The following is a 6,667-nucleotide window of genomic DNA, read 5'->3' as shown; positions in this document are numbered from 1 at the left end:
ATACGCATTTCCCGTTTCGCGTCAAGGAGTTTTTGCAAACTTTCTCGACACTCATCAATTAGTAAACTCATTGATGAACTGTCACATCAGGCTGCTTAACGCTGTCTGCCGTGTCAGTGGATGCGCATTATAGGGAGCAGGAGATTTTGTGCAAGGGCTTTTTTAACAATCTGCGCCAAGCGAATGAATAACCACCAAACTGCAGAAATATACTGCAATATTGAGCAATATCGCTGTTTGGGTTGATAAGTCTGGCAGAAGAAATCACCTATTGCAGAGGTTTTAATAGATTGAATGGGCATAAACAGAAGTTGATAGCTATTTTTCGCTATATCTATCAGCAAACCTCTAAAAACGTTATGCCTAGTGTGATGCCTTACTCTTGTTTGCACCTAGCTAATGATAAGCAATGATCAAAAGCACGAGCCCTAAGGTTTATGCTCTTCTTGTTTCTCTTTCTCGAGATCTGTAACGACTTGAGTTTGTGCAGCAGCTTGGACTGAGGAGTTCGTATCGACATTCGCTACCGTATCATCACCGACAATATGAGCGACTTTGAGTTTTCTCACCGTTCTGATAGTAATGATCGGGCCTGAAATCGCATATAAGTAGAAGCCGACACATAAAATCAATGCAGGTTGAACCGACACCACCACAAACACACCGACGACCAGTAAGATCACGATAAAGTTGACCTTGCCGCGCCAATCAATTTCTTTAAAGGAGTGATAGCGGAAATTGCTGACCATCAGTAAACCGGTTGCTGCCGTAACAAGGGCCGCAATCCAACTGATATTTCTTCCATCGAGGCTGTATTGGTTACCAAGCCAAATACTGCCAGCAATAACAGCGGCGGCAGCCGGGCTGGCGAGACCTTGAAAATAACGCTTATCGGCAACGCCAACTTGCGTATTAAATCGAGCAAGCCTGAGTGCTGCACCTGCGCAATAGATAAATGCGGCCAGCCAACCAATTTTACCTAAGTCCGCTAATGCCCAATTGTAGGCGAGTAGTGCTGGCGCCATTCCGAAGGACACCATATCGGCCATACTGTCGTACTCAGCACCAAAATCACTTTGGGTATTAGTCAGTCTTGCCACTCGTCCATCGAGCCCATCACAAATCATGGCAATAAAAATGGCTATCGCTGCGGCTTCAAAGTTAGCATTCATGGAAGCAATTACGGCATAAAAGCCAGAAAACAAACCCGCTGTGGTAAAAAGGTTCGGTAATAAATAGATACCTTTATTCTTTACTGTTTGATTTGAAGAATTTTGCATACACTTATTACGCTAGTTCAGTGAAGAGAAGTTAGCTTTCAAGATAACATATTTTATTATCATGTCGATGAGAGACCAGTTAGGGATGATTTCAATGTTAAAAGTGAACACGTTCAGCACTATGCTATGCCGCTGGTTTTGGCTCGGCCTTTTCATTGGCCCCGTTTCTGCGGGCGTTATCTATACTTGGGTCGACGAAAATGGGGTGACACATTACAGCCAACAAGCCCCGCAACAAGAAAACATCAAAGCAGAAAAGCTCTATAGTGAAGATTTAGAGCAGGCGAAAGTGGGTTTTATCGCACCGGTAAAGAAAGCGGAAGCCACTTCTGAAGCCAATGAATTAGAAAAGTCAGCGACGCTGATTAAAGAGAAAGATGCTAAACAGGCTCAATCCATTTGTGAGAGTGCTAAACACAATTTAGATATTCTCACAACGCACACTAAGCTTATCCGCCAAACTTCCGATTCGGGTGAATCTGTCGCTATGACAGAGGAAGACCGCCAAGCCTCGATTGCTCAGCAACAGGAAAGAATCAAACTCTTCTGTGATAAGAAGTAGCCAAATTTACTATGCCATTACATTAATGAACAACGATTAACGCTAATGCAATAAAAAAGGAGCCGAGTTAAAAACTCGGCTCCTTTCGTTTTAGTACTTGAAGCGGGAGCGATACTGACTAAGGAAGCGCTATCTCTTATTGCAAGATAGTTTATTTCAAGCTCGTTCATTCAAGAACGCTTATTTCAGTTCGCCCATTTCAACCTATCCAACTTCAAGCTTGCTATTAACGTATCGCATTCAAACAACACACTAAGTGACTAGCGACTGGTTATTGCTCGAACACTAACTCGCCACCCGCACAGCTGACCTTGATCGGTTTACCCGGTAACAAGTCGCCACGCAGTAATTTCTGCGCCAGCGGGTTTTCGACTTCTTGCTGCAATGCCCGTTTCAACGGTCTTGCGCCATACACAGGATCGAAACCAATTTCCGCAATCAGTGATAATGCGTCGTCGGTGATCTCCAATGTATAGTCCTTTTCCGCCAAACGTTGGCGTAAGGAAGCAATCTGTATCGAAGCAATACGCTTGATATTGGCAGCATCCAATGGATGGAACACCACAGATTCATCAATACGGTTTAAAAACTCAGGTCTGAAACTGTGAGTAACCACATTCATTACCGCCGCTTTCATCTCTGCATAGGTCACTTGACCAAATCCTTCTTGGATAATGTCGGAGCCTAAGTTCGAGGTCATGATGATCACTGTATTTCTAAAATCTACAGTACGACCTTGACCATCGGTTAAGCGTCCATCATCAAGCACTTGCAGTAAGATGTTAAACACATCGGGATGCGCTTTCTCGACTTCGTCGAGCAATATCACCGAATACGGTTTACGACGAACGGCTTCCGTTAAGTAACCGCCCTCTTCATAACCTACGTATCCAGGAGGCGCCCCCACTAAACGCGATACTGAGTGTTTCTCCATAAACTCAGACATATCAATGCGCACTAAGGCCGATTCGGTATCGAATAAGAACCTCGCCAGTGATTTACACAGCTCAGTTTTACCCACACCCGTTGGGCCTAAGAACAGGAACGAGCCTATCGGGCGATTTGGATCCGCCAGACCCGCGCGGCTACGACGAATCGCATTCGCGACCGCATCAACGGCTTCGTTTTGGCCTATCACCCGCTCGTGCAGCGCCACTTCCATTTGCAGTAATTTTTCGCGCTCGCCTTCAAGCATTTTCGATACGGGAATTCCCGTCGCTTTCGACAAGACTTCGGCGATTTCGAACTCAGTGACCTTGTTACGCAATAACGTCATGTCCTGCATTTCGGCTTGCGATGCCAAATCGAGCTGTTTTTCAAGCTCAGGAATACGACCGTATTGCAGCTCAGACATCCGAGTTAAATCACCCGCACGACGCGCCACTTCTAAGTCCATTCGAGCCTGTTCGAGATCGGCTTTAATGTGCTGAGTTCCCGCTAGTGCGGCTTTTTCAGTACGCCAGATTTCGTTCAACTCTGAAGCTTTAGCTTCAACGTCTCGTAATTCCTCTTGCAGATGGTCAAGCCTGCGACGGCTCGCCTCATCATTTTCTTTGGCTAAGGCTTGCTCCTCCAGTTTGAGCTGGATAGCACGACGTTCGAGCCGGTCGAGTGACTCAGGTTTTGAGTCCATCTGCATGCGAATGCTCGATGCCGCTTCGTCGATCAAATCGATCGCTTTATCGGGCAACTTACGGTCCGACACATAACGGTGCGACATAGTCGCCGCCGCCACAATCGCCGGATCGGTAATTTCCACATGGTGATGCAGCTCGTAACGTTCTTTCAGGCCACGCAAAATGGCGATGGTGTCTTCAACACTTGGCTCATCCACCAGCACTTTTTGGAAACGACGTTCAAGCGCCGCATCTTTTTCAATGTACTGACGATACTCATCAAGTGTGGTCGCACCCACGCAGTGTAAGTCACCACGTGCTAACGCAGGTTTGAGCATGTTACCTGCATCCATTGCGCCTTCACCTTTACCGGCGCCGACCATAGTATGCAGCTCGTCGATGAAGAGGATCACTTGACCTTCTTCCTGCGCTAACTCATTCAGTACCGCTTTTAAACGTTCTTCGAACTCACCGCGATATTTAGCGCCCGCAATCAATGAGCCCATATCGAGGGATAAGACGCGCTTATTTTTAATCCCCTCAGGGACTTCACCATTAACGATACGCAGGGCAAGTCCTTCAACAATCGCCGTTTTACCCACACCCGGTTCACCGATAAGGACGGGGTTGTTTTTACTGCGACGTTGTAATACTTGGATCGTGCGGCGAATTTCATCGTCACGGCCGATCACAGGATCCAACTTGCCTTGCTCGGCTCGCTCGGTTAGATCGATAGTAAACTTCTTCAACGCTTGGCGTTGATCTTCAGCGTTCGGATCATCCACTTTTTGGCCGCCGCGCATTTGTTCAATGGTTTGCTCCATCAACTCTTTGGTCGCGCCGGCTTTTTTCAACGCTTGCGCGAGGGCATCGCCTCCTTCTAACGCAGCTAATACAAATAACTCGCTAGAGATATATTTGTCTTTACGCTTTTGCGCCAATTTATCGCACAGGTTTAATAAACGTATTAAACCTTGGGATAATTGCACATCGCCGCCGGTACCTTCGACTTGAGGTAAGCGTTCCAGCTCTTGGCTCAAAAGCGAGCGCAGCGCACTCACGCGAATGCCAGCTTGGGTCAATAAGGGATGGATTGAACCTGAATCTTGGTTCAACAATGCCATCATCAAATGCAGCGGTTCAATAAACTGATGATCACGCCCGAGTGCGAGAGACTGGGCATCTGAGATGGCAAGCTGAAATTTATTGGTCATACGATCGAGTCGCATACAGCCTCCTAAAACTCACAAAGTAGAGATATGCCAATCCACAAGATATCTTGCCAATTTAGTGGCGTTAAATCAGTACCGCTAATGAAGAGATCTTAATAGGATTGGTATTACATTTCGTTAGTTAAAAGATGGGGGCTATTTAGCCAAATTCAAGCGGATAACGCGGAAATAAATATAAATTGTAGGGGAATTAACTTAAGACTTAAGCCAGATCAACGATGCCATGCGCCCCGTCACCTTATCGCGACGATAAGAGAAGTAATCAGTGTCACTGACAGTGCAGATATCGGCGCTATAAATATGCTTGATGCCGAGTAAACTCAAGCGTAATTTAGCCAAGCCAATAATATCGGCCAGATACTTGTCACCACTGGGAATAAAACACGCTGCCGCCTGTGGATGTAACCCACAGAATGCATGCTTGACTTCGACGCCGACTTCAAATTTTTGCGGACCAATAGCCGGGCCTAGGTAAGCAATCAACTCATCCATAGGAGAACTAAACTGCGCCGCGGTGGCCTCAATCACGCCATCACATAAACCGCGCCAACCGGCATGGGCCGCAGCCACTTCGGTTCCCGCTTGATTACACAGCAATACAGGTAAACAATCGGCGGTCATTACAGCGCAAACTTGGCTCGCTGTTCGGCTAAAACTGGCATCGGCAATCGGCGTATCCGCAGCCTGAGCTAAGCTCAGCGCATCTAAATTAAGCACATGAGTACCATGCACTTGCTCGAGCCAGACAGGCTCAGCGGTTAACGCTAATTGTTTGCAGAGTAATTCACGATTAGCCATCACCAACTCTGGCGCATCACCGACATGCAGTCCAAGATTCAGACTGTCATAAGGATGCACGCTCACACCGCCATGACGATTTGTCATAGCGATGCTGACATTAGCGGGAACAGGCCAATCGTGATGAAACACTTACAAATACTCGATCGGATGCTCGACTGTGTCTTGACGCAGTGCTTTCGTCAAAATCACCATGTCTTCAGGAATTGGCGCGTGCCAGCTCATGATTTCACAACTCACAGGGTGCGCTAATTCAAGACGCACAGCGTGCAGCGCTTGGCGCTTGAAGTTTTTCAGAATATCAAAAAACTCTGGGCTGGCCCATTTCGGCGGTTTTGGACGACCACCATACACAGGATCGCCCACTAATACGTGGCCTATGTATTCCATGTGCACACGAATTTGGTGAGTACGACCAGATTCAAGGCGCAATCTTAGACGAGTGTGGTTACGGAATTTTTCCGCCACACGATAATGCGTCACTGCAGGTTTACCTGAGTGATGCACCGCCATATGAGTACGTTTCGTTGGATGACGACCAATCGGCTCATCAACAGTACCGCCACCTGTCATAGTCCCCATCACAATCGCTTCGTATTCACGAGTGATTTCACGGGCCTGCAAGGCGGCAACTAAATGGGTTTGCGCTTCAACGGTTTTGGCTACAACCATTAAACCTGTAGTATCCTTGTCCAGACGGTGCACAATACCAGCACGTGGTACATGCTCAATATCGGGACAATGGTGCAATAGTGCATTCATCAAAGTGCCATCGGCATTGCCAGCACCAGGGTGAACCACGAGTCCCGCTTGCTTGTTGATCACAATAATGTCGTCATCTTCATAGACGATATCCAGATCAATGGCCTGTGCCGCTGCGTGAACTTCTTCTTCAAGAGTGGCATCTATGAGTATCTGTTGCAGCTCATAAACTTTCTCTCGGGGCTTATTAACGACAACGCCGTCAACATAAACTGCATCAGATAGGATCCATTCCTTGATGCGCGTGCGCGAGTAATCTGGGAACAACTCTGCTAGGGCCTGATCTAATCTCAGTCCAGTTTGTGTTGCCGAAATCTCGCTTTTTAGATTAATCTCTTGTGTCATAGGAACCGTATCCCCATTTAGGGGTCAAAAAATGTGTGCTATCTGTTACAATCGGATGTTTTCTATTTTATA

General features: G+C 46.9%; 5 protein-coding genes. 1 reads left to right on the top strand and 4 read right to left on the bottom strand.

Features of this window, described 5'->3' with window-relative positions:
• Positions 1 to 428: 428 nt before the first annotated feature.
• On the bottom strand, positions 429 to 1,280 hold the full coding sequence (pssA, locus tag AAA952_RS12195) for a CDP-diacylglycerol--serine O-phosphatidyltransferase (RefSeq protein WP_338257338.1): 852 nt from the start codon (positions 1,278 to 1,280) through the stop codon (positions 429 to 431).
• Between the two features lie 94 nt (positions 1,281 to 1,374).
• Here pssA and AAA952_RS12190 point away from each other — a divergent pair, with 94 nt between their 5' ends.
• Entirely contained in the window at positions 1,375 to 1,842 is a 468-nt protein-coding gene (locus AAA952_RS12190; protein WP_283629825.1) for a DUF4124 domain-containing protein, read from the top strand.
• A gap of 271 nt (positions 1,843 to 2,113) precedes the next feature.
• Here AAA952_RS12190 and clpB read toward each other — a convergent pair whose 3' ends face one another.
• From clpB to rluD, 3 genes are all read right to left on the bottom strand, one after another.
• Entirely contained in the window at positions 2,114 to 4,687 is a 2,574-nt protein-coding gene (clpB, locus tag AAA952_RS12185) for an ATP-dependent chaperone ClpB (RefSeq protein WP_338257334.1), read from the bottom strand.
• A 198-nt stretch (positions 4,688 to 4,885) separates the two neighbouring features.
• Entirely contained in the window at positions 4,886 to 5,620 is a 735-nt protein-coding gene (pgeF, locus tag AAA952_RS12180) for a peptidoglycan editing factor PgeF (RefSeq protein WP_338257332.1), read from the bottom strand.
• Complete coding sequence (gene rluD, locus AAA952_RS12175) at positions 5,621 to 6,595, bottom strand: 23S rRNA pseudouridine(1911/1915/1917) synthase RluD (protein ID WP_105249966.1); 975 nt, start codon at positions 6,593 to 6,595, stop codon at positions 5,621 to 5,623.
• Positions 6,596 to 6,667: the final 72 nt, after the last annotated feature.

Origin of the sequence: Shewanella sp. M-Br (genome assembly GCF_036245925.1) — a bacterium.
GTDB classification, from domain to species: Bacteria; Pseudomonadota; Gammaproteobacteria; order Enterobacterales; family Shewanellaceae; genus Shewanella; species Shewanella oncorhynchi.
Note: the sequence above shows the minus strand (reverse complement) of the source record. Positions and strands in the feature narration are given on the sequence as shown.

What these genes read in the sequence shown, in the direction of transcription:
- pssA (WP_338257338.1), bottom strand. Translation starts at nt 1,280, where the DNA reads ATGCAAAATTCTTCAAATCAAACAGTAAAGAATAAAGGTATCTATTTA.
- AAA952_RS12190 (WP_283629825.1), top strand. Translation starts at nt 1,375, where the DNA reads ATGTTAAAAGTGAACACGTTCAGCACTATGCTATGCCGCTGGTTTTGG.
- clpB (WP_338257334.1), bottom strand. Translation starts at nt 4,687, where the DNA reads ATGCGACTCGATCGTATGACCAATAAATTTCAGCTTGCCATCTCAGAT.
- rluD (WP_105249966.1), bottom strand. Translation starts at nt 6,595, where the DNA reads ATGACACAAGAGATTAATCTAAAAAGCGAGATTTCGGCAACACAAACT.